The organism is Pseudomonas fluorescens (assembly GCF_003732425.1).
GTDB lineage: Bacteria > Pseudomonadota > Gammaproteobacteria > Pseudomonadales > Pseudomonadaceae > Aquipseudomonas > Aquipseudomonas fluorescens_BE.
In genome coordinates, this window is the sequence record NZ_MOBX01000014.1 from 90,784 (window position 1) to 115,413 (window position 24,630).

Here is a 24,630-nt window from a genome sequence, read left to right on the forward strand (position 1 = left end):
GTTCTGTTTTTCTTCAGCAGGCCTTCGCCCGTGTCACCCGATCTACCAGGTAAACCAGGCCGTGATAGTCGATCCCGCCATGTTGGGTCAGGCCGATTTCGCACGTGCGACTGGTGGAAATGCCTTCACTGCAATGCTGTACCGCGTCCTTGAGCGTGCGCAGTGAGTGGCCGTTCAACTCAGGCGTGGTGAAGCCCTTGTCGCCGGCAAATCCGCAGCAGTGAATGCCTTCCGGAATCACCACGTTGTTGCTGCACTTGTGCGCCAGATCGATCAGCGCCTGACTTTCGCCCAGATGCTGAGTGCTGCACGTTACGTGCACAGCAATCGGTGCTTCTTGTGGAGTGAAGTCCAGTCGATCAAGCAGATGCGTACGGATGAAACGCACCGGGTCGTACAAATCCAGGCGGGTTTCTCCTACGTCCTGAACCAGCCGCAGCGTGCACGGACTGGTGTCGCAATAGATCGGATCGAGCCCTCCGCGACTGGCGTGGAGCAATGCACTGATCAGCTCCTGACGCTTGTGCTCTGCTTGCTCGGCGTAGCCTTTGGAGGCGAATGGCTGACCGCAGCAGAGGTTGTCCAGATTGTCCGGGAAAACCACTTGGTAGCCGGCCTTTTCCAGCAGCCCACGGGTTTTGTCGTACAGCGACATTTGCTCTTTATCACCCGCCGCCGGGCCCATCACTCGCGACACACACGCGGCCAGGTAGACAACCCGCGGGCGCTCGTCCGACACGTTGGGGCTGAAGCGAATGGCTTTCTCAGGTTGCGGCATTGCGTTCGTCCACAACGGCACTTGGCCTTTGGACAGGCGCGTAATCGTTGCCGAAAGTTTCGCCAGACGCGGTGCGCCGAGCATCATCCGTGCGCCGTTGGCCACATGCAGGGTGAAACGTGCGCCTTGCAAGGTCTTGGCGAAATTTCCTTCGATCCAGTCAGCGGTTTTCTGATGCGTCGCGTGTCGGCCACGCAGCTTTTTCACCAGCTCACCGGTATTGATGCCTACGGGACAGCGCTGCGCACACAGCCCCGTCGCGGCGCAGGTGTCGATGCCTTGATATTCGTAGGCTTCTTCCAGTTCGCGGGTATCGACGCCGGCACGTTTTTTCGCCTGAATATCGCGCCAGATCACAATGCGCTGGCGCGGGCTGAGGGTCAGGCCTTTCGACGGGCAGACCGGTTCGCAGAAGCCGCACTCGATGCACTTATCGACAATCTCATCCGCCGCCGGCAGCGGCTTCAGGTGCTTGAGGTGGATCTGCGGGTCTTCGCTGAGCACCACGTCCGGGTTGAGAATGCCGTTAGGATCGAGCAGACGTTTGAGCTGCCACATCAGTTGATAGGCGTCGCTGCCCCATTCCAGTTCCACGAACGGCGCCATGTTGCGCCCGGTGCCGTGCTCGGCTTTCAGCGAACCGCCAAATTCCACGGCGACCAGTTGCGCGACGTCGTCCATGAACGCTTGATAGCGTGCGACTTCTTCCCGGTTGTTGAAGCCTTGGGTGAAGACGAAGTGCAGATTGCCTTCCAGCGCGTGTCCGAAAAGAATCGCTTCATCGTAGGCATGTTTGTCGAACAGCTCGATCAAGCGGTTCACGCCGATGGCCAGTTGTTCGACGGGGAAGGTCACGTCTTCAATGATCACTGTGGTGCCGGTTTTGCGCACGGCGCCAACGGCGGGGAAGGTGTCCTTGCGGATCGCCCAGAGTTTGGCGTTTTCCACAGGGTCTTCGCTGAAGTCGACCTGCTTTTCCACCGGGAAACTACTGAGCGAGGCCATGATCTGCGCCAGTTGCTCCTGCAGCAAAGTGGAAGATGCGGCGCGGGATTCGATCAGCAGCGCGCAGGCATTATTCGACAGCCGTTGTACGAAAGCGGGCATGCCCGGTTTGTTCTGCACCGAGCGCAGACTGCGCCGATCGAGCAATTCCACGGCGGACACCGGTTGGCTTTTCAGCACGGTGACCGCGTTGCAGCAGGTTTCCACATCCGGGAACACGATCAGCGCTGACGCCTTGTTCGGGTGATCGATCACCGTGTCGTAAGTCACCGCGCTGATAAAGCCGAGGGTGCCTTCGGAGCCGACCAGCAAATGGCTCAAGATATCCACAGGTTCGTCGAAATCCACCAGAGCATTGAGCGACAGGCCGGTGGTATTTTTCAGACGGTATTTGTGGCGGATTCGCGCGGCGAGTTCGGCGTTGGCGCGGGTCTCGCGGCCCAAGGTCGCCAAGCGCTCCAGCAACTCGCCGTGACTGTTGCGAAACGCGGCGACACTGGCAGCGTCTTCGGTATCCAGGCGCGTGCCATCGGCCAGCACCAGACGAATCCCGGCCAGCGTGTGATAGGTATTTTGCGCGGTGCCACAGCACATGCCGCTGGCATTGTTGGCGACGATGCCGCCGATCTTGCAGGCGTTGATCGACGCTGGATCCGGGCCGATCTTGCGCCCGAACGGTGCCAGCCATGCATTGGCCTGTGCGCCGATCACCCCCGGTTGCAGGCGGATTTGCATGCCCTGGCCGCGAATCTCGCGAGCGTTCCAGTTATCCCCAAGCACGATCAAAACGGAATCGCTGATCGCCTGACCGGAGAGGCTGGTGCCAGCAGCGCGGAAGGTCACCGGGACATGGTCGCGCTGAGCCAGTTTCAGCAGCGCCACCACTTCATCTTCGGACTCGACGCGGATCACCAGTTGCGGGATCAGCCGATAAAAACTGGCATCCGTACCAAAGGCCAGCGTCGATAACGGATCATCAAAACGGCGCTCGGCCGGAATCAGTTGCTGCACATCACGCAGGAAATTCACTGGAAGCGTCATTGGTCCTCCAGGATCAGCACCACGAGGTCTTTCGGGCCGTGGGCGCCGTAGGCCAGCACTTGCTCGATGTCAGCGGTTTTCGACGGGCCGGACACCAGCAACGCATTGGTCGGCATGCCTTGGGCCCACTCGAATTCCTCTTGCACCTGATAGAAGTTGTCACGGATTTCGCTGGCCTTGAGCAGGGCGAAATGTACCGGCGGCACCAGGCTCATCAAACGCGGTTCTTCGCGGGTTGGCCAGATGATCAGGCTGCCGGTGGCGGCGATTGCGCCGAGGGTGCCGGTGAGGCTGGCCGGGGTGTCGTTGAACAGTTCGGCTTTCCACTCTTCCATCGGCCGATCGTAGGATTTCAGTGTCGGCAGATCAGGATTGTTCGCCCAATGCTGTGTGATTTTCTGCCCGTGCGCTGTCGTCGGCGCGATCAGCAGACTCGGCAACTGCCGATCGCGCAGCAATTGCGCAAGCAGTGCCGGCCATTCTGCGTCGGAGGTCAGGTGGATTTCGGTGTGCACCGCTTCCATCAGTTTGCGCAGTTGCGGGATGCGTTGTTCGGCGCTGTAGGTGTAAGGCTGCGTCACCAGATCGACGTCGAAGTTGTCGGTAATCGGTGTGGCGCCAGTCAGACTTTTCCGAAGCTTGCCGAGGATATTTTGCTTGGCGCTCATCAGCGATCTCCCTGTTTGGCCAGATGCTCGCGGGCCATGTCGTGCAGTGAGCGGGCGGCGGGCTTAGGTGCACTGTGGTTTTGCGTCCACGGGCCGACATTGTTGGGTGTGAGTGCACGCAGGCGCGTGGCGAAGAAACCGAACAACCGATACAGCGTCGGTGAACTGTTGAGCCTGGCCCAGGCGTTCCAGATAAAACGTTCCTTGCGCGAATATTTGCTGCCCTGACCGCGCATTACTTGATTCGGGCTGTCCGGGGCTTTGACGTTTTCTTCGCGCAGACGCCGCAGGATCGCCGGGATAGGAATTTTTACCGGGCAGACTTCACCGCAGGCACCGCACAGCGATGACGCACTCGGATGATCCGGGACTTTCGCCAGACCGACCATGTGCGGCGTGATGATTTTGCCGATCGGCCCCGGATACACCTCGCCATAGGTGTGGCCACCGACGCGGGTGTACACCGGGCAATGGTTCATGCAGGCGCCGCAGCGGATGCAATTCAGGGTCTGGCGCAATTCGCTGTCTGCAAAGGCCTGGCTGCGACCGTTGTCGAGCAGCACCAGATGCACTTCCTGCGGGCCGTCGAGTTCATGCGCCTTGCGCGGGCCGGAGATCATGTTGACGTAAGTGGTGATCGGAATGCCCAGCGCCGAGCGTGTCAGCAGTGACAGCAGCGGCACCACGTCACGCAGGTTTTCCACGACTTTTTCGATGCCGGTGACGGCGATGTGCACCGGCGGCACGGTGGTTGTCATGCGACCGTTGCCTTCGTTTTCCACCAGCAGCAGGGTGCCGGTTTCGGCGACGGCGAAGTTGACACCGGAGACGCCGATGTCCGCTTCGAAGAATTTCTGCCGCAGGACTCTGCGACCGATCTGAATGAGTTGGTCAACGTCCTTGGTGTATTCCACGCCAAGTTTGTCGTGGAACAAGGACGCGACCTGACCGGCATTCTTGTGGATCGCCGGCATAATGATGTGTGAAGGCTTCTCGTGGTCGAGCTGGACGATGTATTCCCCCATGTCGGACTCCAGACATTCAATGTCTCGAGCCTCGAGGAAATGGTTCATCTCCATCTCTTCGCTGACCATCGATTTGCCCTTGATCACTTGCCGCGCCTCGTGAGCGCGGATGATCGATAAGACGATGCCATTGGCCTCGTCCACCGTTTCCGCCCAGTGCACTGTCACACCGTTGCGGGTCAGGTTCAGTTCCAGTTGCTCGAGCAAGTCAGGCAACTTGGAGAGCGCGCGGGCCTTGATCGAATTGCCCAGTGCGCGCAAATGTTCTCTTTCGTGGGCATCACTGAAAGCGGCTGCCCGCTTGACCATCAGTGAGTCCATGGCCGTGCGGAAATTATTCCGCAGCTGCTGATCACCCAAGGCGTTGTGCGCCCGGGTGCGGAAATCTTCTTCTACGGCGACCGTAGGAATAATCGCGGAAGTGCTCATTGCGCACCGCCGGTTCGTTGCCACAAGAAGCTCGCGAGATGTTGCCCGCGCAGCGCTACTTTTTGTTTCTCCAATGCGCCGTTGATGTTCATCAAACAGCCACAGTCGGCGCTCAACACCTTGTGCGCGCCGGAATCCTTCAACGCTTTGGTCTTGTCAGCCACCATCGCGCCGGAAATGTCTGGCATACGGACGCTGAATGTCCCACCGAAGCCACAGCATTCGCTTTCGTGGTCGTGGTTGACCCGTTCCACGTTGCTCAACTGCGCCAACAACTCGCGGCCGTGCAGGTGGGTGTTCATTTCCCGCCGTGCCGAACACGAAGTGTGCAGCGCGACTTTGACCGGTTCGCCGCTGTCCTTGAGCTGTACCTTGCAGACGAACAGCAGAAATTCGGCCAGTTCAAAGGTGCGGGCTGCGAGGGCCTGAACCTGTTTCAACGTCTCCGGCTCGTCCTTGAACAAGTCGGCGTAATGCTCGCGCAGCATGCCGGCGCAGGAACCCGACGGCACCACCACCGGATAATCCCCGGCAAACAGCGCCAGTTGCGAGCGCGCTACCGTCCGCGCCTGCTCGGTGTAACCCGAGGTGTAGGCCGGTTGCCCGCAGCAGCTCTGCCCTTGCGGGTACTCGACCCGGATCCCTTCGCGCTCCAGCAAGTGGATCGCGTCCATCCCGGCTTCGGGGTAGAACAGATCGACCACGCACGTGCCGAACAGGTAGACCCGCGACGGTTTCTCGCTGGGGTATTGCCGAGGTTCGGGCAGTGGCGGTGCCACGCGGGTCGCGTTGGGCACGGCGTTGTAAAAAAGCTCGCTCATCAGGCGTGTCTCCGGGTGGGCCCGGTTATCCGTCTGTGGCGGCTGCTGAATATAAAGCGCGTGGCTTTCAGCAGCCTTACAGACCGGGTTGTGAATTGCTGACGCCGAAATCACGGATCGGCGTCGGTTATTTCCATTTCGTTTGTAGGCTTAGTGCACCAGCATGCCGGTGAACCAGTAGGCCTGAGCCAGCGTGATCAAGCCGACAATCGTTGCAAAGAATAGGCTGTGCTTGAGGGTGAAGCGGAACAGATCCGATTCCTTGCCGACCAGCCCGGTCGCGGCGCAGGCCACGGCGATCGATTGTGGCGAGATCATCTTGCCGGTCACGCCGCCACTGGTGTTCGCCGCCACCAGCAGGGTGTCATTGACGCCGATCTGGTGTGCGGTGGTCGCTTGCAGCGAGCTAAACAGGGCGTTGGACGAAGTATCCGAGCCGGTGAGGAACACGCCCAGCCAGCCAAGGAACGGCGAGAAGAACGGGAACGCTGCGCCCGTACCAGCCAGCACCAGCGCCATGGTCGAAGACATGCCGGAGTAGTTGGTGACGAAAGCGAACGCCAGCACCATACCGATCGACAGAATTGGCCAGCGCAGTTCGTAGAAGGTTTCTTTCAAAGTGGTAAGACCAGTTTTGAAATTGATCTTCAAGACCAGCATCGAGATCAGCGCGGAGAAGAAAATCGCCGTGCCGGTCGCGGAAATCGGGTCGAGTTTGAACACTGCTGGAATGGCGGTAGGGGTGGCCACGATCGGTGCGGTTTTGATCACCAGTTGATCAAGGTGCGGAATCGCGAAATTGAACACCCAGCTGTACATCGAACCGCCAGCGGCGAACATCGCTTTGAAAGGCTTCAGCGTCCAGATGGTCACCAGCACGGTGAGAATCAGGAACGGCGACCAGGCCTTGAAAATTTCCCCGAGGCTGTAAGGCGAAGCCTCAGTGGTGCGCTTCTGGCCGAAGCCGCCGACGCTGGCGGTGATCGCTGCGCTCGACGTGGCGCCGGCGATTTGCGCGCCTGCGGTGCGTTTTGGCTGCCAGATTTTCAGGAACAGGGTCAGCGATATCAGGCTGGCCAGTGCCGAGGTGATGTCCGGCAATTCTGGCCCAATGAAGTTCGAGGTGAAGTATTGGGTGATGGCGAAGCTCAGGCCCGCCACCAGCGCAGCCGGCCAGGTTTCACGTACGCCGCGCAGGCCATCCATCATGAACACCAGCCAGAACGGCACGAACAGCGACAGCAGCGGCAGTTGGCGACCGGTCATGGCGCCGATCTTGAACGCGTCGATACCGGTGACTTGGCCGGCAACGATGATCGGGATCCCCAGTGCACCGAACGCAACCGGTGCGGTGTTGGCGATCAGGCACAGGCCGGCGGCGTACAGCGGGTTAAAGCCCAGTCCGACCAGCAGCGCGGCAGTAATCGCCACGGGCGCGCCGAAACCGGCAGCACCTTCCAGAAACGCACCGAAGCAGAAACCGATCAGCAGTACTTGCAGGCGCTGGTCGTCAGTGATCGATAACACCGAACTGCGAATGACCTCGAACTGACCACTTTTGACCGTCAGTTTGTAGAGGAATACCGCCGCAACAATGATCCAGGCAATCGGCCACAGGCCGTAGGCGAAACCATACCCGGCAGCGGCGAAGGCCATGTCGACCGGCATGTGGAACGCGAAGATCGCCACGGCAATCGACAGGGCGAGGGTGATGCTCCCGGCCACGTGGCCTTTGAGGCGGAACACCGCCAGCGCGAGGAAAAAGAACACGATGGGGATGACGGCCGCGAGTGCGGACACGCCGAGACTGCCGAGCGGGCTGTAGAGCTGTTGCCAGGTTTGCATATGGGGTGGCCCCTAATTGTTGTTGGTCAGGCACTGTCAGCGTTCTTGGATAATTGGTAAGACCAATTTACAATCGCTGTTGGCTAGGGTAAAAGCCTTGATGTCGGTGTGTCAATTTGTCGCCCTGAAACTTTTGTCGAACAAGCGGTGCAGATCGCATCTGATCCGGTTTGGGCAAGTGGCGTCTGGTAGGTGCCGGCAAGGCGTCGATAGGCCAGAATAGAGAGCCCGGCGAGCGGTCGGGATCGTGGAGAAATGAGTTATGGGGTTTGATCAGATACGTCAGCGCCGTTTGTCTGACGATATTGTCGAGCGACTTGAGGGGATGATCCTCGAGGGCACGCTGAAGTCCGGTGAACGGCTGCCGGCGGAGCGTACGCTGGCCGAACAATTCGGCGTATCACGACCGTCGCTGCGCGAAGCGATCCAGAAACTCGCGGCCAAAGGGCTGCTGGTCAGTCGGCAGGGCGGCGGCAACTATGTCGTGGAAAGCCTTGGATCGACTTTCAGTGATCCGCTGTTGCAACTGCTCGAAAGCAACCCTGAAGCGCAACGCGATCTACTGGAATTTCGGCACACTCTGGAGGCATCGTGCGCCTATTACGCTGCATTGCGCGCCACCGATGTCGATCGTGAGCGGCTGACCGCCGCGTTCGAAGAACTGCAGGACTGCTATTCGCGTCACGACGAAGTCAGTCGGGCGGAGGAGGGCGCGGCGGATGCGAAATTCCATCTGGCGATTGCCGAGGCCAGCCATAACGCCGTGCTGTTGCACACCATTCGCGGGCTGTTCGATCTGCTCAAGCGCAACGTGGTCACCAACATTGGCGGCATGTACAAACAGCGCACGGAAACCCGCGACATGCTGATCACCCAGCATCGGGAGTTGTATCTGGCGATTATCGAAGGTCGCGCGGAGCAGGCGCGGGAAGTCTCCAGCCGACATATCTTGTATGTGCAGGAAGTGCTGGAAGAGGTGCGGCAAGAGGTTCAGCGCATGGCTCGGGCGGAGCGGCGCAAGGGGATGTGATTCTTTAAAGCAAAAGATCGCAGCTTGCGGCAGCTCCTACATTGAGATTCGTAATCCTCTGTAGGAGCTGCCGCAGGCTGCGATCTTTGCTTTCAAGGGTGGAAGGTCAGTCTTCCTTGCCCTTGTTGCGCACGGCACGCTGCAGTTCGCGACCGGCATCGCGCTCACGCTCGGTATCACGCTTGTCGTATTCCTTCTTGCCCTTGCCCAGAGCAATTTCGCACTTGACCATGTGCTTGCTCCAGTACCAGGACAGGCAGACGCAGGCGTAACCCTTTTGCTGCACAGCGGCGGCGAGCTTTTCCAGCTCGCGGCGGTTGAGCAGCAATTTGCGTGTGCGCACCGGGTCAGCGATGACGTGGGTACTTGCGGTCATCAGAGGCGTGATGTGGCTGCCGAGCAACCATGCTTCGCCATCCTTGAGCAGGACATAGCTGTCGACCAGCTGTAGCTTGCTTGCCCGCAGACTTTTTACTTCCCAGCCGGCCAGGACCAGACCAGCCTCGAACTTATGCTCGATGAAGTAATCGTGTCGCGCCTTTTTGTTCTGCGCGATGGTCCCTGTTGGGTGTTTCTTCTGTTTAGCCATAGGGGCGGCATTATATGGAGATAAACCGCCGTCGGCTACGGTGATGCTGCGTGCTTGAGCAGGTTGAGTGAATCCCGGACAATGCGGCCTCTTTTTCTAACGCTTGGGCGTGATAAACGATGTCGACAGACAAGGTTTCTGTCCACGGCAGTTGGGCTAGCCGCTGGGTATTCATACTCGCCGCGACCGGTTCGGCCGTGGGACTGGGTAGTATCTGGAAGTTCCCCTACATGGTCGGGGTCTACGGCGGCGGCGCCTTTGTGCTGATGTTTCTGGCGTGCATCGCGCTGATCGGCATCCCGGTCATGCTCGCTGAAACCCTGATCGGCCGGCGCGCCCGGCAAAGTCCGGCGAACGCCTTGAAGGTGCTGGCACTGGAAGCCGGGCACTCGGGCAAGTGGTCGTGGGGCGCATTTGCCGGGATGATCACGGCATTGCTGATCCTGTCTTTCTATAGTGTGGTCGGCGGCTGGTCGCTGGACTACATCGTCGACATGGGCCGCGGTGACTTCCAGGGTGCCACGGCCGATCAGGTCGGCGCTTATTTCGGCAATGTCATCTCCAATCCATGGCGTCTGACACTTTGGCATACGATTTTCATGCTGCTGTCGGCCTTTGTCATCGCCAAAGGCGTGGTCGCCGGACTTGAGCGCAGCCTGCGCATCATGATGCCGCTGCTGTTCGTAATGATTCTGGTGTTGCTGGGTTACAGCATGACCACCGGGCATTTCATGGAAGGCGTGCATTTCATGTTCGACTTCCACCCGGAAAAAGTCCTCGACGGTTTGTTGCCGGCGATGGGGCATGCGTTCTTCTCGCTGAGCGTCGGTGTCGGTTCGATCATGATCTACGGCGCTTACATGCCGAAGAGTTCGTCGTTGTCCGGCACGGTTGTCGGTGTCGCGCTGCTCGACACGTTTGTGTCGCTGATCGCAGGTCTGGCCTTGTTCCCGATTGTGTTCGCTGGAGGTCTGAATCCTAGCGAAGGACCCGGCCTGATGTTTGTCAGTCTGCCGTTTGCCTTTGGTAACGTGGCGTTCGGGCAACTGATGGGCGTGGTGTTCTTTGTGCTGGTGGCGATTGCTGCCTGGAGTTCGGCGATTTCCCTGCTGGAACCGATGGTCGCCTATCTGGTTGAACGCACGAAAGTCAGCCGCGCGTGGGTGACTTTCTGGCTGGCGTTCATCTGCTGGTTCGTGGGTCTGGGTACGGTGTTCTCCTTCAATATCTGGAAGGAAGCCAAGTTTTTCGTGAATGAAGGCGGAATGTTCCATCTCTACCAATGGGGTGCGCAGAGCGGTCTGGACTTCTTTGGCGTGATCGATTTCTTCACTTCGCGGATTATGTTGCCGCTCGGTGGCCTGTGCTTTGTGCTGTTTGCTGGATGGGTGATGGGGCGTGAGGTGGTACGCGACGAGTTGTCGATCCGCAATCCGGCACTGTTCGCCCTGTCTTTGTTCTTGATGCGCTACGTGGCGCCCATCGGCATTCTTGTAGTGTTTGCCGCTCAGCTCTGGAAGTAACGCTCACATGACGACACATATTCAACGATCGGCGCTGCTGCCATACCCGGCGCAGTTTCTCTATGACCTGGTCAACGACGTCGCGCGTTACCCGGAATTCCTGCCGTGGTGCTCTTCGGCTGAAGTGCTGGAAAGCTCGCCGGAACATATGCGCGCCAGTGTTGGCGTGGCCAAGGGCGGTCTCAGTCAGCATTTTGTCACGCGCAATACGCTGGTGCCGGGGCAGTCGATCGAGATGAACCTGGAAGAAGGGCCGTTCAATCAGCTGCACGGCGTCTGGGTGTTCAAGGCGTTGAATGAGAAGGCCTGCAAGATCAGCCTGGATCTGTCGTTTGATTACGCCGGGCCACTGGTGCGCGCGACGTTGGGGCCGCTGTTCAATCAGGCTGCGAATACATTGGTGGACGCGTTCTGCCAGCGTGCCAAGCAGATGCATGGTTGAGCCGGTGATCGAGATAGAGGTGGTATACGCGGCCGTCGATCGTCAGGTATTGCGCTCATTCAGCGTCGATGAAGGCGCGACGGTGCGGGCTGCGGTGCTTGCATCGGGTATCGGTAGCGAGTTTCCCGAGTTGAATCTGGCGGACTGTCCGCTGGGCATCTTTGGCAAAGTGGTTGCAGATCCGGACTCCCGGGTGATTCTGGCGGGGGAGCGCATCGAGATTTACCGCCCATTGCTTGCCGATCCGAAAGAGGTTCGACGCTTGCGAGCGGCCAAGGCTGCCGAAGCCAAGGCTCGAAACGCCTAAAAAGCCAAATCGCAGGCAATAAAAAACCCGGAATTTCCGGGTTTTTTATTGCCTCGCCAATTATTGCGGCGAGGTGTCCAGCGGCTCTGGTGTCGGAACCGGAACGGTTTCTACACCATCGACGTCCTTCTGGATCTGATCCAGCAAGGAACCTGGCTTGACCGGTTTTTCCGGTTTTGGCTTCTCGGCGTTTTCAGCAGGAGCGGTCACGGTCGTGCCACTGTCTTTGCCGAGAATGGCTTCGTCACGGCTTACGCCCGGCATAAAGTCACCGGACAGGCTGACAAGCTGGTCGTTTGAGTTGAAAATAACGCTGATGCGTTCCTGTTGGCGTTCACCGCCACCCGGTTGCAGGCTGTACAGATAATCCCAGCGATCGGCATGGAACGTGTCGACAAGCAGAGGGTTGCCCATAATAAACCGTACTTGCGGCCGGGTCATTCCCGGGCGTAACTGGTCTATCATGTCCTGCGTGACGACATTGCCCTGCTGGATGTCGATTTTGTAAACCCCGGGGAATGAACAACCGGCGAGTGCGAGCAGTCCCACAAAGGTGAAACTGGTTAGCAAGAGCTTGGTGTTTTGCATCGGTGGGCGACTTCCACTATCTTGGCTGGGACAACGTAAACGCCGATCATACCCGCATTAAGAGAAGCTGCGAAGCAGCATCGCGAGAAAGCTGACCATGGTTGAAAATAGCGAACTACGCAAAGCCGGCCTTAAAGTGACCCTGCCACGGGTCAAGATCCTGCAAATGCTCGATTCCACCGAGCAGCGTCACATGAGTGCCGAGGACGTCTACAAGGCGTTGATGGAAGCTGGTGAGGACGTCGGTCTGGCCACGGTTTACCGTGTTCTGACCCAGTTCGAAGCGGCTGGCCTCGTGGTCCGTCACAACTTCGACGGTGGCCATGCGGTATTCGAATTGGCCGACGGTGGCCACCACGACCATATGGTCAACGTGGAAACCGGTGAAGTCGTCGAATTCGTCAGCCCGGAAATCGAAAAGCTCCAGAAGGCAATCGCCGAGGAGCACGGTGTGGATCTGGTAGATCACAATCTGGTGCTGTACGTGCGCAAGAAAAAGTAAGCATGTCGCGCGAACTTCACATTCGCGAAACGAACGAAGGCGACCCAAGGGTCGCCTTCGTGCTTTCTGTCATGCCTAAACCTTGGCGGTGACCACCATTTTTTTCGCGTGGGCCAAAGATTCTTTGGTCAGGTCAATGCCGCCGAGCATGCGCGCCACTTCTTCTATACGGTCGTTCTTGCTCAGTTTGGAAACGGCGGTGTGCGTCGCCTCTTCGCCGCGCACCTTGTGCACGAACAGGTGTTGATGGCCCTGGGCTGCCACTTGTGGCAAATGCGTGACGGTCAGTACCTGGCCGCGATCCCCGAGGCGGCGCAACAGTTGGCCGACAATTTCCGCGGTCGGGCCACCGATACCGACGTCCACTTCGTCGAACACCAGCGTTGGAACGCGAGATGTCTGTGCGGTAATAACCTGAATCGCCAGACTGATCCGTGACAGCTCACCGCCGGAAGCGACTTTCGCCAGCGCCTTCAGCGGCTGGCCCGGGTTGGCGCTGACCAGCAATTCGACCTGCTCCAGCCCGTTGGGCAATAACTCGTCGCTGCTGTTGGCCTTCAATTCGATCGTGAAGCGCCCCCCCGGCATGCCCAGTCGCTGAATTTCCTGCTCAACAGCACTGGCGAGACTGCCGGCGGCCTGATGACGCAAATCGCTCAGTTCCCGGGCTTTCTCTTGATAGTGGCGGGCGTAGGAGGCCAGTTCTTCACCCAGGCGCTCGATGGATTCGTCGTTGGCGTTGAGGGTTTCGATCTCATCCAGCAACTTCTGCTGCATTTCGCCGACTTCGGTGGGTTGAATCCGGTGTTTGCGCGCCAAGGTATAAATAGCGTCGAGGCGCTCTTCCAGATGCTGCAGGCGCGCCGGATCGGCATCGAAGTTATCGAGGAAGCGATTGAGTTCGCCAACGGCCTCTTCTACCTGAATCTGTGCGCTGGTGAGCAAACTGCTCGCTTCGCCCAGTGCGCCGACGGAGTTGTTCACGCTCGACAGGCGATTGAGGCTGGCAGTCAGTGCATTCAATACATTGCCGGAATCGCTTTCGCTGCATTGCTCGACCACTTGCCGGCATATGCCTAGCAAGGTTTCGGCGTTGGTCAGGTTCTTGTGTTCCTGCTCCAGTTGCTCCAGCTCGTTATCGCCCAGGCCGAGGTTTTCCAGCTCTTCAAGCTGATAACTCAGCAATTGATGACGGGCGCGTTGTTCGTCGCCGGAATTGGAGAGACGCTCCAGCTCCTGACGAGTCTGGCGCCAGCGCTGGGCGGCGAGCTGAACCTGGCGGGCCAGATCGGTCGCGCCGGCGTACTCGTCCAGCAGGCGACGATGGGTATCGGTTTTCAGCAGGGACTGGTGCTCATGCTGGCTGTGGATATCAATCAACAATTCGCCCAATGACTTGAGGTCGCCGAGCGGGCAGGGGGTGCCGTTGATGTAGCCGCGTGAGCGACCTTCCGACGTGATCACTCGGCGCAGAATGCACGGGCCATCGGTCTCCAGATCGCGCTCGGCCAGCCATGCGCTGGCTTCAGGGATGTCCGCCAGATCGAAGGTCGCGAGGATGTCGGCCTTGTCGGCGCCGGGACGCACCACGCCGCTGTCGGCGCGATCGCCGAGGGTCAGGCCCAGCGCGTCGAGCATGATCGACTTGCCGGCGCCGGTTTCACCCGTGATCACGCTCATCCCGCGATCAAGTTCGAGATCGAGATGTTCAACGATGGCGTAGTTATGTACGGACAGGTGCACCAGCATAAAGGCCGCTCCCAAGCTAAAGGTCTGGTTATTTATACAGTGTTTTGTTTCGCGCTGACAATGCCCTCCCTTAGCTCGATTTGCTTGAGCCGCAAATCTGCTTAGCGCATTGAGGAATGAAGATTCGACACTTTTTTGTAGGGTTAATGTTTGAAGGCCCTTGAAGCCTGATTTTGCGGCCCCATATATCGGGGCAGAAGCGCGAGTCAGGCTCGCGGACGAAATTGAAAGGAGAATTCTATGGCTGACGAACAGACAGTAGATACGCAAAACCCAGAAGCCAATCAGGCGCCCGAAGGTTCGGGTGATGACCTGGCGACCCGTGTACAAGTGCTCGAAGAGCAATTGGCCGCCGCGCAGGATCAATCTCTGCGTGTTGCTGCCGATCTGCAGAACGTCCGTCGCCGTGCCGAACAGGACGTCGAAAAGGCGCACAAGTTTGCCCTGGAAAAATTTGCCGGCGACCTGTTGCCGATCGTCGACAGCCTGGAGCGCGGCCTCGAGCTGTCGAACCCGGACGACGAAAGCATTCGGCCGATGCGCGAAGGCATCGAGCTGACGCTGAAGATGTTCCACGACACCCTCAAGCGTTATCAGCTAGAAGCGATCGATCCGCATGGCGAACCGTTCAACGCCGTTCACCATCAGGCGATGGCTATGCAGGAAAGCGCCGACGTAGAACCGAACAGTGTTCTGAAGGTGTTCCAGAAGGGCTACCAGCTCAACGGTCGCCTGCTGCGTCCGGCCATGGTTGTGGTCAGCAAGGCGCCTGCGCCAATTTCGCCTTCGATTGACGAGAAGGCTTGAAATTAGCCGCAAGGCCCCCATTTAGAAGTCAAGCGTTTAAGTATTACCGCAGTTAGCCACCACTGCTGCGGCAAAAAAATCCAAAGTTTCGGGAGAGTTAACATGGGCAAAATTATCGGTATCGACCTGGGGACCACCAACTCCTGCGTCTCCGTGCTGGAAAACGGCAAGGCAAAAGTTATTGAAAACGCTGAAGGCGCGCGTACCACGCCGTCGATCATCGCGTACGCCAACGATGGCGAAATCCTCGTAGGTCAGTCGGCCAAGCGTCAGGCTGTGACCAACCCGCACAACACTCTGTACGCGGTAAAGCGTCTGATCGGTCGTCGTTTCGACGAAGAAGTTGTGCAGAAAGACATCCAGATGGTCCCTTACAAGATCGTCAAGGCTGACAACAACGACGCCTGGGTTGAAGTGAACGGCCAGAAAATGGCACCGCCACAAATCTCGGCTGAAATTCTGAAGAAGATGAAGAAGACCGCCGAAGACTACCTCGGCGAGACCGTGACCGAAGCGGTGATCACCGTTCCGGCCTACTTCAACGACAGCCAGCGTCAGGCGACCAAAGACGCCGGCCGCATCGCCGGTCTGGACGTAAAACGTATCATCAACGAACCAACCGCAGCGGCTCTGGCCTACGGTATGGACAAGGCCAAGGGCGATCACACCGTGATCGTTTATGACCTGGGTGGCGGTACTTTCGACGTTTCCGTGATCGAGATCGCTGAAGTAGATGGCGAGCACCAGTTCGAAGTACTGGCCACTAACGGTGACACGTTCCTGGGCGGTGAAGACTTCGACATTCGTCTGATCGACTACCTCGTTGACGAATTCAAGAAAGAAAGCGGCATGAACCTCAAAGGTGATCCGCTGGCCATGCAGCGCCTGAAAGAAGCCGCTGAGAAAGCCAAGATCGAGCTGTCCTCCGCTCAGTCGACCGACGTCAACCTGCCGTACATCACTGCAGACGCCACCGGTCCTAAGCACCTGAACGTGAAAATCTCGCGTGCCAAGCTCGAAGCACTGGTTGAAGACCTGGTTCAGCGCACCATCGAACCTTGCCGCATCGCCATGAAAGACGCCGGTATCGACGTTGGCGCGATCAACGACGTGATCCTGGTCGGCGGTCAGACCCGTATGCCTCTGGTACAGAAGCTGGTTACTGATTTCTTCGGTAAAGAAGCACGTAAAGACGTTAACCCGGACGAAGCTGTGGCCATGGGTGCTGCGATTCAGGGCGCCGTTCTGGCCGGTGACGTGAAAGACGTTCTGCTGCTCGACGTCAGCCCGCTGACCCTGGGTATCGAAACCATGGGTGGCGTGATGACCGCGCTGATCGAGAAAAACACCACGATTCCTACCAAGAAATCGCAAGTGTTCTCGACTGCCGACGACAACCAGGGCGCTGTGACCATTCACGTTCTGCAAGGTGAGCGTAAGCAAGCCGCACAGAACAAGTCCTTGGGCAAGTTCGACCTGGCCGACATTCCACCTGCTCCACGTGGTGTGCCGCAGATCGAAGTGACCTTCGACATCGACGCTAACGGCATCCTGCACGTTGGTGCGAAAGACAAGGCTACCGGCAAGACTCAGTCGATCGTGATCAAGGCCAACTCTGGTCTGTCCGACGAAGAAATCGAGCGCATGGTGCGTGACGCCGAAGCCAACGCTGAGGAAGACCGCAAGTTCGAAGAGCTGGCTGCTGCCCGCAACCAGGGTGATGCACTGGTTCACTCGACTCGCAAAATGATTGCTGACGCGGGCGACAAAGTCACCGCCGAAGAGAAGACTGCGATCGAAGCGGCTGTGGTTGCTCTGGAAGCCGCTGTCAAAGGCGACGACAAGGCTGCCATCGAAGCGAAGGTTGAAGAGCTGTCGAAAGTCTCCGCTCCGGTTGCTCAGAAGATGTACGCCGAACAGGCTCAGCCTGCGGAAGGTGCGGCACCGCACGACGAGAAAGCTGAAAAGGCTGACGATGTTGTCGATGCCGAGTTCGAAGAAGTCAAAGACCACAAGTAAGTTGTTGGTCGGCCGGTTGACTGCCTTTAGGCGGTGACTGGTAGGATGTCGCCGCGCGGGAGCTTGCTCCCGCGTTGGCGTATCTGGAATACGCGAATTTTTACAGCATGCGACAAGCCTCGTGTGTTGCTGGTATGGCCGAAAATGCTCCTGCTTTTCGCGCCGCAAGTACCGCGTGAAACAAAGACCAGGATCGTTGAATTGACGTGAGTTGGGTCCGGGCCTGTATTGGGGCTCAACGAGTTTGGTGATCCTCAGGAGGGGTTTGCCGGACGTCCTCAAGAGTGCAAAGACTTATGGCAAAGCGTGACTATTACGAAGTGTTGGGTGTTGAGCGTGGCTCAAGTGATGCGGACCTGAAGAAGGCCTATCGTCGCCTGGCGATGAAGCACCACCCGGACCGTAATCCCGATGACAAAGCATCGGAAGAACTGTTCAAAGAGGCCAACGAGGCCTATGAAGTGCTGTCCGACTCCAGCAAGCGTGCTGCGTACGACCAGTACGGTCATGCTGGCGTTGACCCAAGCATGGGTGGCGGCGGCGCCGGTTTCGGCGGTCAGAACTTCTCTGACATCTTTGGCGATGTCTTCAGTGACTTCTTCGGTGGCGGTCGCGGTGGTTCCCGTGGCGGCGCTCAGCGTGGCAGCGATTTGCGCTACACCCTGGAGCTGAATCTGGAAGAGGCGGTACGCGGTACGACCGTGAATATCCGCGTTCCGACACTGGTCAACTGCAAGCCGTGCGATGGTTCCGGTGCGAAGAAAGGCTCGTCGCCTTCGACGTGTCCGACCTGCGGCGGCATTGGCCAGGTGCGCATGCAGCAGGGCTTCTTCTCGGTGCAGCAAACCTGCCCGCGTTGCCATGGCCAGGGCAAGATCATTTCCGATCCGTGCGACTCCTGCCACGGTGACGGTCGCGTTGAAGAGTACAAAACCCTGTCGGTCAAAGTGCCGGCCGGCGTCGATACCGGCGACCGCATTCGTCTGTCCGGCGAAGGCGAAGCGGGTACGCAAGGTGGTCCGACGGGCGACCTGTATGTAGTCATCAATGTGCGCGAACACGACATCTTCCAGCGCGATGGCAAACATCTGTTCTGCGAAGTGCCGATCAGCTTCGTCGATGCAGCCTTGGGTGGCGAGCTGGAAATTCCGACCCTCGACGGTCGCGTCAAACTGAAGATTCCCGAAGGCACCCAGACCGGCAAGCAGTTCCGTGTGCGCGGCAAGGGCGTGGCGCCGGTGCGTGGCGGCGGCGCGGGCGATTTGATGTGCCGAGTGGCGGTCGAGACTCCGGTCAACCTGAACCGTCGTCAGCGCGAACTGCTGGAAGAGTTCCGCAGTTCGCTGGCGGACGACAACAGCCATTCGCCAAAAACCACTGGTTGGTTCGACGGTGTGAAGCGCTTCTTCGGTGATCTGTAAGGAGTCGGCATGCGACGTATAGCTGTGATGGGCGCTGCTGGGCGCATGGGTAAGATTCTGGTCGAGGCCGTGCAGCAGCGCGCGCCGCTGACCGGTTTGACCGCCGCGGTGGTTCGTCCCGGCAGCACGCTGATCGGCGTCGATGCCGGTGAGTTGGCCTCGCTGGGTCGTATCGGTGTGCCGCTGTCCGGGCATATCGAGGCGGTGGCTGAAGAGTTCGACGTCTTGATCGACTTCACCCTGCCGGAAGTGATGCTGAAGAACCTCGCGTTTTGCCGCAAGGCTGGCAAGGCCATGGTCATCGGCACCACCGGGCTGGACGCTGCGCAGAAGCAGTTGCTGGTCGAGGCGGGCAAGGATATTCCGATCGTGTTCGCGGCCAACTTCAGTGTCGGCGTCAATCTGTCGCTGAAGCTGCTCGACATGGCGGCGCGCGTGCTGGGTGATGATGCGGATATCGAAATCATCGAAGCGCATCACCGGCACAAGATCGATGCGCCGTCGGGTACGGCATTGCGCATGGGCGAAGTGATTGCCAGTGCGCTGGATCGTGATCTGCAGAAGGTTGCGGTCTATGGTCGTGAAGGTCACACCGGCGCCCGCGAGCGCGAAACCATTGGCTTCGCTACCGTGCGCGGTGGTGATGTGGTGGGTGATCACACCGTGCTGTTCGCCTGTGAAGGTGAACGTCTGGAAATCACGCACAAGGCCTCGAGCCGGATGACGTTCGCCAAGGGGGCGGTGCGTGCCGCGTTGTGGCTGGATGGTCGCGAACCGGGTCTTTACGACATGCAGGATGTGCTCGACCTGCGTTGATTCATTGCTGAACCCAGCGTAAACGCCCTGTTTGCGCTGGTTTTCTCCGCTCGGCGACGACCTGTCGCATTCTCCGGCCTTTTAGGCTCTTTAACGGTGGACCAAAAAAGCCTTTTTCTGTAAGCTACAGCTTTAGTGTGTCCACTAAAAGCGCGCAGAATAATTCAGTGAAGAAGCGGGGTGACGTGTCCATACGTCACTCCGCTTTTTTACAACCTGCGATCGCCCTTTCATGCGTTATTTACGGGAGGTCTTCTTGACTAAGCCAGCCATACTTGCCCTTGCTGATGGCAGCATTTTTCGCGGCGAAGCCATTGGAGCCGACGGTCAAACCGTTGGTGAGGTGGTGTTCAACACCGCAATGACCGGCTATCAGGAAATCCTTACCGATCCTTCCTACGCCCAACAGATCGTTACCCTGACTTACCCGCACATCGGCAACACCGGCACCACGCCGGAAGATGCCGAGTCCGACCGCGTCTGGTCCGCTGGCCTGGTCATCCGTGACCTGCCGCTGGTAGCGAGCAACTGGCGTAACACGATGTCCCTGTCCGACTACCTGAAAGCCAACAACGTTGTGGCGATCGCCGGTATCGACACCCGCCGCCTGACCCGCATCCTGCGTGAAAAAGGCGCACAGAACGGCTGCATCATGGCCGGTGACAACATTTCCGAAGAAGCGGCAATCGCCGCTGCGCAAGGCTTCCCGGGCCTGAAAGGCATGGACCTGGCGAAAGTCGTCAGCACCAAGACCCAATACGAGTGGCGCTCGACTGTCTGGGACCTGAAAACCGACAGCCACGCGACCATCGAAGCCTCCGAGCTGCCATACCACGTGGTTGCCTACGACTACGGCGTCAAGGTCAACATCCTGCGCATGCTGGTCGAGCGCGGCTGCCGCGTCACTGTGGTGCCTGCCCAGACTCCGGCCGCTGATGTGCTGGCACTGAAGCCGGACGGCGTGTTCCTGTCCAACGGCCCTGGTGATCCGGAGCCATGCGACTACGCGATCAAGGCGATCAAGGACGTCCTGGAAACCGAAATTCCGGTCTTCGGCATCTGCCTCGGTCACCAGCTGCTGGCACTGGCCTCCGGCGCCAAGACCCTGAAAATGGGCCACGGCCACCACGGTGCCAACCACCCGGTGCAGGATCTGGACACTGGCGTTGTAATGATCACCAGCCAGAACCACGGTTTCGCGGTAGACGAAGAAACCCTGCCTGCCAACGTCCGCGCGATCCACAAATCGCTGTTCGACGGCACCCTGCAAGGCATCGAGCGTACCGACAAGAGCGCGTTCAGCTTCCAGGGTCACCCTGAAGCGAGCCCGGGCCCGAACGATGTCGCGCCACTGTTCGACCGCTTCATCAACGAGATGGCCAAGCGACGCTAAGCGTTCGCCTTGAGACTGTAGAGAGAAGCCCTCGAGGGCGGCCCCGGCACCGGCGGCCCCTTCGAGACTTCAGAAATCGATCAAGACGGCTTGCCGACTGACCTGCGGATTTGAGTGACAAACCCATGCCAAAACGTACAGATATTAAAAGCATCCTGATTCTCGGCGCTGGCCCGATCGTTATCGGCCAGGCCTGCGAATTCGACTACTCCGGCGCCCAGGCCTGTAAAGCCCTGCGCGAAGAGGGTTACCGCGTCATCCTGGTGAACTCCAACCCGGCCACCATCATGACCGACCCGGACATGGCCGACGCGACCTACATCGAGCCGATCAAGTGGCAGACCGTTGCCAAGATCATCGAGAAAGAGCGTCCGGATGCCGTGCTGCCAACCATGGGCGGCCAGACTGCTCTGAACTGCGCCCTGGACCTGGAACGCGAAGGCGTTCTGGAGAAGTTCGGCGTGGAAATGATCGGCGCCAACGCCGACACCATCGACAAGGCTGAAGACCGTTCGCGTTTCGACAAGGCGATGAAATCCATCGGCCTGGCGTGCCCGCGTTCCGGTATCGCCCACAGCATGGAAGAAGCTAACGCGGTTCTCGAGACCCTGGGTTTCCCGTGCATCATCCGTCCGTCCTTCACCATGGGCGGCACCGGTGGCGGTATCGCATACAACCGTGAAGAGTTCGAAGAGATCTGCGCCCGTGGTCTGGACCTGTCGCCGACCAAAGAGCTGCTGATCGACGAATCGCTGATCGGCTGGAAAGAATATGAAATGGAAGTTGTCCGCGACAAAAAGGACAACTGCATCATCGTCTGCTCGATCGAAAACTTCGATCCGATGGGCGTGCACACCGGTGACTCGATCACTGTTGCTCCAGCTCAGACCCTGACCGACAAGGAATACCAGATCCTGCGTAACGCCTCCCTGGCGGTACTGCGCGAGATCGGCGTCGAGACTGGCGGTTCCAACGTTCAATTCGGTATCTGCCCGAACACTGGCCGCATGGTCGTGATCGAAATGAACCCGCGTGTATCGCGCTCTTCGGCACTGGCTTCGAAAGCCACCGGTTTCCCGATTGCCAAAGTCGCGGCCAAACTGGCTGTGGGTTACACCCTCGACGAACTGTCGAACGACATCACCGGCGGCAAGACCCCGGCGTCCTTCGAGCCGTCGATCGACTACGTCGTGACCAAGCTGCCACGCTTCGCCTTTGAGAAGTTCGCCAAGGCCGACGCACGCCTGACCACGCAAATGAAGTCGGTGGGTGAAGTCATGGCCATCGGCCGGACCTTCCAGGAATCCCTGCAGAAAGCCTTGCGCGGTCTGGAAGTTGGCGTTTGCGGTCTGGACGAGAAGCTCGACCTGAGCAATCCGGAAAGCATGAGCGTACTCAAGCGCGAACTGACCGTGCCGGGCGCCGAGCGTATCTGGTACGTCGCGGACGCTTTCCGCGCCGGCATGACCGTCGAAGAAATCTTCGGCATGAACATGATCGACCCGTGGTTCCTGGTGCAGATCGAAGATCTGATCAAGGACGAAGAGAAGGTCAAGACTCTCGGTCTGTCTGCGATTGATCGCGACCTGATGTTCAAGCTCAAGCGCAAGGGCTTCTCCGATCAGCGTCTGGCCAAACTGTTGGGCGTGACCGAGAAAAACCTGCGTACTCATCGCCAGAAGCTGGAAGTGTTCCCGGTCTACAAGCGCGTTGACACCTGCGCCGCCGAGTTCGCCACTGACACCGCTTACCTCTACTCGACGTACGAAGAAGAGTGCGAAGCCGCGCCGTCGGGTCGCGACAAGATCATGATTCTGGGCGGTGGTCCGAACCGTATCGGCCAGGGCATCGAGTTCGACTACTGCTGCGTACACGCCGCCCTCGCTCTGCGCGAAGACGGCTACGAAACCATCATGGTCAACTGCAACCCGGAAACCGTTTCCACCGACTACGACACTTCCGACCGTCTGTACTTCGAGCCGGTAACCCTGGAAGACGTGCTGGAAATCTGCCGCGTCGAGAAGCCGAAAGGTGTGATCGTCCAGTACGGTGGCCAGACTCCGCTGAAACTGGCGCGTGCTCTGGAAGCGGCAGGCGTGCCAATCATCGGCACCAGCCCTGACGCCATCGACCGCGCTGAAGACCGTGAGCGCTTCCAGCAAATGGTTGAGCGCCTGAACCTGCGTCAGCCGCCAAACGCCACCGTACGCAGCGAAGACGAAGCTGTTCGTGCTGCCGCGAAGATCGGTTATCCGCTGGTGGTGCGCCCGTCCTATGTGCTGGGCGGCCGTGCGATGGAAATTGTTTACAAGGAAGACGAGCTCAAGCGTTACCTGCGTGACGCAGTGCAAGTGTCCAACGACAGCCCTGTGCTGCTCGACCACTTCCTCAACTGCGCCATCGAAATGGACGTGGATGCGGTCTGCGACGGCAAAGACGTGGTGATCGGCGCGATCATGCAGCACATCGAACAGGCGGGCGTTCACTCCGGTGACTCCGCGTGCTCGCTGCCGCCTTACTCGCTGCCGGCGCACATCCAGGACGAGATGCGCGAACAGGTCAAGAAAATGGCCCTGGAGCTGGGCGTTGTCGGCCTGATGAACGTGCAGTTGGCGCTGCAAGGCGAAGACATCTACGTCATCGAAGTCAACCCGCGCGCTTCCCGTACCGTACCGTTCGTATCGAAGTGCATCGGTGTCTCCCTGGCCATGATCGCTGCCCGCGTGATGGCCGGTAAGACCCTGAAGGAAATCGGCTTCACCAAAGAAATCATTCCGAACTTCTACAGCGTGAAAGAGGCGGTGTTCCCGTTCGCCAAATTCCCTGGCGTTGACCCGATCCTCGGCCCAGAGATGAAGTCGACCGGTGAAGTGATGGGCGTCGGCGACACCTTCGGTGAAGCATTCGCCAAAGCCCAGATGGGCGCCAGTGAAGTGCTGCCGACCGGCGGTACCGCATTCATCAGCGTGCGCGATGACGACAAGCCACTGGTTGCAGGCGTGGCTCGCGATCTGATCAACTTGGGCTTCGAAGTGGTTGCCACTGCCGGTACTGCCAAGCTGATCGAAGCGGCAGGCCTGAAAGTGCGTCGTGTGAACAAGGTGACCGAGGGGCGTCCGCACGTGGTCGACATGATCAAGAATGACGAAGTCACGCTGATCATCAACACCACCGAAGGTCGTCAGTCGATCGCTGACTCCTACTCCATTCGTCGTAATGCCCTGCAGCACAAGATTTACTGCACCACTACCATTGCTGCGGGCGAAGCTATCTGTGAAGCGCTGAAGTTCGGTCCTGAAAAAACCGTGCGCCGCTTGCAGGATCTACACGCAGGATTGAAGGCATGATCAAATACCCAATGACCGTCCAGGGCGCTAAAGCCCTGGAAGAAGAACACGCTCATCTGACCAAGGTCGTCCGTCCGAAGCTCAGCCAGGACATCGGTACGGCCCGCGAGTTGGGTGACTTGAAGGAAAACGCTGAATACCATGCCGCCCGCGAACAGCAGGGCATGGTCGAGGCGCGGATCCGTGATATCGAAGGCCGGATTCAGAACCAGGTCATCATCGATGTCACGACCATCCCGCACACCGGCAAAGTGATTTTCGGTACCACCGTCGAAATCGCCAACGTCGAGACTGACGAAAGCGTCACTTACCACATCGTGGGTGAGGATGAGGCTGACTTCAAACTTGGCAAGATTTCGGTTGGCTCGCCTTTGGCCCGTGCCTTGATTGGCAAGGAAGAGGGCGATGTGGTCGCCGTGAAAACGCCAAGCGGCGTGATCGAGTACGAGATTGTCGAAGTCCGTCACATCTGAAAAAGGGCGCCC

20 protein-coding genes are annotated in these 24,630 nt (G+C 58.8%); 12 read left to right on the forward strand and 8 right to left on the reverse strand.

The features are described from left to right. Positions 1-13: 13 nt before the first annotated feature. From BK670_RS17465 to BK670_RS17485, 5 genes are all read right to left on the reverse strand, one after another. Positions 14-2,824: an FAD-binding and (Fe-S)-binding domain-containing protein gene (locus BK670_RS17465; RefSeq protein ID WP_123451534.1), complete on the reverse strand. Its 2,811-nt coding sequence runs from the start codon at positions 2,822-2,824 to the stop codon at positions 14-16. After that, positions 2,821-3,492, reverse strand: coding sequence for a LutC/YkgG family protein (locus tag BK670_RS17470; protein WP_123451537.1), 672 nt, complete (start codon positions 3,490-3,492; stop codon positions 2,821-2,823). Before BK670_RS17470 ends, BK670_RS17465 begins: the two co-directional genes overlap by 4 nt. Next, complete coding sequence (locus tag BK670_RS17475) at positions 3,492-4,946, reverse strand: LutB/LldF family L-lactate oxidation iron-sulfur protein (protein WP_123451539.1); 1,455 nt, start codon at positions 4,944-4,946, stop codon at positions 3,492-3,494. The genes BK670_RS17470 and BK670_RS17475 overlap by 1 nt, the downstream gene beginning before the upstream one ends. Beyond that, entirely contained in the window at positions 4,943-5,767 is an 825-nt protein-coding gene (locus tag BK670_RS17480; RefSeq protein ID WP_123451540.1) for a (Fe-S)-binding protein, read from the reverse strand. Before BK670_RS17480 ends, BK670_RS17475 begins: the two co-directional genes overlap by 4 nt. A 150-nt stretch (positions 5,768-5,917) precedes the next feature. Beyond that, positions 5,918-7,612, reverse strand: coding sequence for a lactate permease LctP family transporter (locus tag BK670_RS17485; protein ID WP_123451542.1), 1,695 nt, complete (start codon positions 7,610-7,612; stop codon positions 5,918-5,920). 262 nt (positions 7,613-7,874) lie between these two features. Between BK670_RS17485 and BK670_RS17490 the strand changes: the two genes are divergently transcribed. Beyond that, positions 7,875-8,642 carry an FCD domain-containing protein gene (locus BK670_RS17490; RefSeq protein ID WP_007915207.1) on the forward strand — a complete coding sequence of 256 codons (768 nt, stop codon included), beginning with the start codon at positions 7,875-7,877 and terminating at the stop codon, positions 8,640-8,642. 106 nt (positions 8,643-8,748) lie between these two features. On the opposite strand, the gene smpB is transcribed toward BK670_RS17490, so the two are convergent. Continuing rightward, on the reverse strand, positions 8,749-9,231 hold the full coding sequence (gene smpB, locus BK670_RS17495; RefSeq protein ID WP_007915208.1) for an SsrA-binding protein SmpB: 483 nt from the start codon (positions 9,229-9,231) through the stop codon (positions 8,749-8,751). Positions 9,232-9,350: 119 nt separating this feature from the next. On the opposite strand from smpB, the gene BK670_RS17500 reads away from it, so the two are divergent. The 3 genes from BK670_RS17500 to BK670_RS17510 are packed head-to-tail and all read left to right on the forward strand — an operon-like array spanning position 9,351 to position 11,503. Continuing rightward, on the forward strand, positions 9,351-10,754 hold the full coding sequence (locus BK670_RS17500; protein ID WP_123451544.1) for a sodium-dependent transporter: 1,404 nt from the start codon (positions 9,351-9,353) through the stop codon (positions 10,752-10,754). Positions 10,755-10,761: 7 nt separating this feature from the next. After that, positions 10,762-11,196 (forward strand): type II toxin-antitoxin system RatA family toxin, encoded by a 435-nt coding sequence (locus BK670_RS17505; protein ID WP_003221509.1) that lies wholly within the window; start codon positions 10,762-10,764, stop codon positions 11,194-11,196. Further along, positions 11,189-11,503: an RnfH family protein gene (locus tag BK670_RS17510; protein WP_123451546.1), complete on the forward strand. Its 315-nt coding sequence runs from the start codon at positions 11,189-11,191 to the stop codon at positions 11,501-11,503. The genes BK670_RS17505 and BK670_RS17510 overlap by 8 nt, the downstream gene beginning before the upstream one ends. A 60-nt stretch (positions 11,504-11,563) precedes the next feature. On the opposite strand, the gene BK670_RS17515 is transcribed toward BK670_RS17510, so the two are convergent. Then, entirely contained in the window at positions 11,564-12,091 is a 528-nt protein-coding gene (locus BK670_RS17515) for an outer membrane protein assembly factor BamE (protein ID WP_038357476.1), read from the reverse strand. A gap of 97 nt (positions 12,092-12,188) precedes the next feature. On the opposite strand from BK670_RS17515, the gene fur reads away from it, so the two are divergent. Continuing rightward, complete coding sequence (gene fur / locus BK670_RS17520; protein ID WP_003221515.1) at positions 12,189-12,593, forward strand: ferric iron uptake transcriptional regulator; 405 nt, start codon at positions 12,189-12,191, stop codon at positions 12,591-12,593. Between the two features lie 75 nt (positions 12,594-12,668). Here fur and recN read toward each other — a convergent pair whose 3' ends face one another. Next, positions 12,669-14,342: a DNA repair protein RecN gene (gene recN, locus BK670_RS17525; protein WP_123451548.1), complete on the reverse strand. Its 1,674-nt coding sequence runs from the start codon at positions 14,340-14,342 to the stop codon at positions 12,669-12,671. A 240-nt stretch (positions 14,343-14,582) separates the two neighbouring features. Between recN and grpE the strand changes: the two genes are divergently transcribed. The 7 genes from grpE to greA all read left to right on the forward strand — a co-directional run bounded on the left by grpE (position 14,583) and on the right by greA (position 24,618). Continuing rightward, complete coding sequence (gene grpE, locus BK670_RS17530; protein ID WP_123451551.1) at positions 14,583-15,149, forward strand: nucleotide exchange factor GrpE; 567 nt, start codon at positions 14,583-14,585, stop codon at positions 15,147-15,149. Between the two features lie 102 nt (positions 15,150-15,251). Next, complete coding sequence (dnaK, locus tag BK670_RS17535; RefSeq protein WP_123451553.1) at positions 15,252-17,168, forward strand: molecular chaperone DnaK; 1,917 nt, start codon at positions 15,252-15,254, stop codon at positions 17,166-17,168. A gap of 296 nt (positions 17,169-17,464) precedes the next feature. After that, positions 17,465-18,589 (forward strand): molecular chaperone DnaJ, encoded by a 1,125-nt coding sequence (dnaJ, locus tag BK670_RS17540; RefSeq protein WP_003221522.1) that lies wholly within the window; start codon positions 17,465-17,467, stop codon positions 18,587-18,589. Positions 18,590-18,598: 9 nt separating this feature from the next. Beyond that, the gene (dapB, locus tag BK670_RS17545) at positions 18,599-19,405 is read left to right on the forward strand and encodes a 4-hydroxy-tetrahydrodipicolinate reductase (protein WP_038357479.1); all 807 of its coding nucleotides are present in this window, start codon (positions 18,599-18,601) and stop codon (positions 19,403-19,405) included. Between the two features lie 256 nt (positions 19,406-19,661). Further along, entirely contained in the window at positions 19,662-20,798 is a 1,137-nt protein-coding gene (carA, locus tag BK670_RS17550; RefSeq protein ID WP_123451555.1) for a glutamine-hydrolyzing carbamoyl-phosphate synthase small subunit, read from the forward strand. 125 nt (positions 20,799-20,923) lie between these two features. Then, complete coding sequence (gene carB, locus BK670_RS17555) at positions 20,924-24,145, forward strand: carbamoyl-phosphate synthase large subunit (protein ID WP_123451557.1); 3,222 nt, start codon at positions 20,924-20,926, stop codon at positions 24,143-24,145. Further along, the gene (greA, locus tag BK670_RS17560) at positions 24,142-24,618 is read left to right on the forward strand and encodes a transcription elongation factor GreA (protein WP_003221530.1); all 477 of its coding nucleotides are present in this window, start codon (positions 24,142-24,144) and stop codon (positions 24,616-24,618) included. Before carB ends, greA begins: the two co-directional genes overlap by 4 nt. Positions 24,619-24,630: the final 12 nt, after the last annotated feature.

Coding starts and splice junctions, on each gene's coding strand:
- BK670_RS17465 (WP_123451534.1), bottom strand. CDS start 2,824: ATGACGCTTCCAGTGAATTTCCTGCGTGATGTGCAGCAACTGATTCCG.
- BK670_RS17470 (WP_123451537.1), bottom strand. CDS start 3,492: ATGAGCGCCAAGCAAAATATCCTCGGCAAGCTTCGGAAAAGTCTGACT.
- BK670_RS17475 (WP_123451539.1), bottom strand. CDS start 4,946: ATGAGCACTTCCGCGATTATTCCTACGGTCGCCGTAGAAGAAGATTTC.
- BK670_RS17480 (WP_123451540.1), bottom strand. CDS start 5,767: ATGAGCGAGCTTTTTTACAACGCCGTGCCCAACGCGACCCGCGTGGCA.
- BK670_RS17485 (WP_123451542.1), bottom strand. CDS start 7,612: ATGCAAACCTGGCAACAGCTCTACAGCCCGCTCGGCAGTCTCGGCGTG.
- BK670_RS17490 (WP_007915207.1), top strand. CDS start 7,875: ATGGGGTTTGATCAGATACGTCAGCGCCGTTTGTCTGACGATATTGTC.
- smpB (WP_007915208.1), bottom strand. CDS start 9,231: ATGGCTAAACAGAAGAAACACCCAACAGGGACCATCGCGCAGAACAAA.
- BK670_RS17500 (WP_123451544.1), top strand. CDS start 9,351: ATGTCGACAGACAAGGTTTCTGTCCACGGCAGTTGGGCTAGCCGCTGG.
- BK670_RS17505 (WP_003221509.1), top strand. CDS start 10,762: ATGACGACACATATTCAACGATCGGCGCTGCTGCCATACCCGGCGCAG.
- BK670_RS17510 (WP_123451546.1), top strand. CDS start 11,189: ATGGTTGAGCCGGTGATCGAGATAGAGGTGGTATACGCGGCCGTCGAT.
- BK670_RS17515 (WP_038357476.1), bottom strand. CDS start 12,091: ATGCAAAACACCAAGCTCTTGCTAACCAGTTTCACCTTTGTGGGACTG.
- fur (WP_003221515.1), top strand. CDS start 12,189: ATGGTTGAAAATAGCGAACTACGCAAAGCCGGCCTTAAAGTGACCCTG.
- recN (WP_123451548.1), bottom strand. CDS start 14,342: ATGCTGGTGCACCTGTCCGTACATAACTACGCCATCGTTGAACATCTC.
- grpE (WP_123451551.1), top strand. CDS start 14,583: ATGGCTGACGAACAGACAGTAGATACGCAAAACCCAGAAGCCAATCAG.
- dnaK (WP_123451553.1), top strand. CDS start 15,252: ATGGGCAAAATTATCGGTATCGACCTGGGGACCACCAACTCCTGCGTC.
- dnaJ (WP_003221522.1), top strand. CDS start 17,465: ATGGCAAAGCGTGACTATTACGAAGTGTTGGGTGTTGAGCGTGGCTCA.
- dapB (WP_038357479.1), top strand. CDS start 18,599: ATGCGACGTATAGCTGTGATGGGCGCTGCTGGGCGCATGGGTAAGATT.
- carB (WP_123451557.1), top strand. CDS start 20,924: ATGCCAAAACGTACAGATATTAAAAGCATCCTGATTCTCGGCGCTGGC.
- greA (WP_003221530.1), top strand. CDS start 24,142: ATGATCAAATACCCAATGACCGTCCAGGGCGCTAAAGCCCTGGAAGAA.